1 pseudogene is annotated in these 749 nt (G+C 62.9%); it reads right to left on the bottom strand.

What is annotated here, in order from left to right:
- Window positions 1–55 precede the first annotated feature (55 nt).
- A pseudogene (locus HMPREF9056_RS11115) lies at window positions 56–749 on the bottom strand (IS1634 family transposase); the annotation flags it as partial.

Raw genomic sequence — 749 nt, 5'->3', positions numbered from 1 at the left:
CACAAACAAGCACTGTCCGAAAAACACCTGGCAGTCCACTTTGACCTGAGTTGGCTCATTTAGTGTCGTGGTGGATATTGTGGAGGGCTTGGGCGAGGTTGGGTGGGAGAGGGTCGGCGGCTATGAGGGTGTGTCCGGCGATGTTGATAGTAATGGTGCGGTAGCGGCGTGCAGTGTTGATCAGGCGTCTGATGGACCAACCGGTGGTGGTCTCCAGCCAACGGGCCATGGCCAGGGCGGCGGTGACGATGGTCAGGTGGGCCTCGATGGACTGGCGCAGGTGGGTGGTAGATGGGGCGTGCTCTTAGGTCGAATTTGGACATGCGCAAAGGACTTCTCGATGTTGTATAGGCGGTGGTAGGCGCTGATGACTGTCTCGGGGTCGGGGTTGGGGTTGGGCAGATTAGTGACGTAACACTTCCACCCGGCCAGGGTCCGGGCCCTTTTCTCCAGGTCGCGGTTGATGCTCCGCGTGGCACCGGACAGGTGCACGAAGCGGTTGCGCTTGACGGGGATCTTTCCTGCGACGGCTTTCTCGGCCTTGGCGACCTGGGTGTCGATCCCGCGTAGGGTGCGTCGGGCCCTGTCGGCGCTGTAGCGGTAGTAGATGGTCTCGTCGCGGCACTGGTCACTGGGGCCGGCGGGCCAGGGCTGGGTCAGGGTCAGCCCGTCGGGGACGTCCTGGTCGGGGTGGTTGTCGTGCCAGGAGCTGATCACGTGGGGGGGTGCCCCTATGTGGTGTGTCAAGC

Source organism: Actinomyces sp. oral taxon 170 str. F0386 (genome assembly GCF_000195595.1).
Lineage (GTDB): Bacteria > Actinomycetota > Actinomycetes > Actinomycetales > Actinomycetaceae > Actinomyces.
The sequence above is the reverse complement of the archived record's forward strand: the minus strand, read 5'-3'. Positions and strand labels throughout refer to the sequence as shown.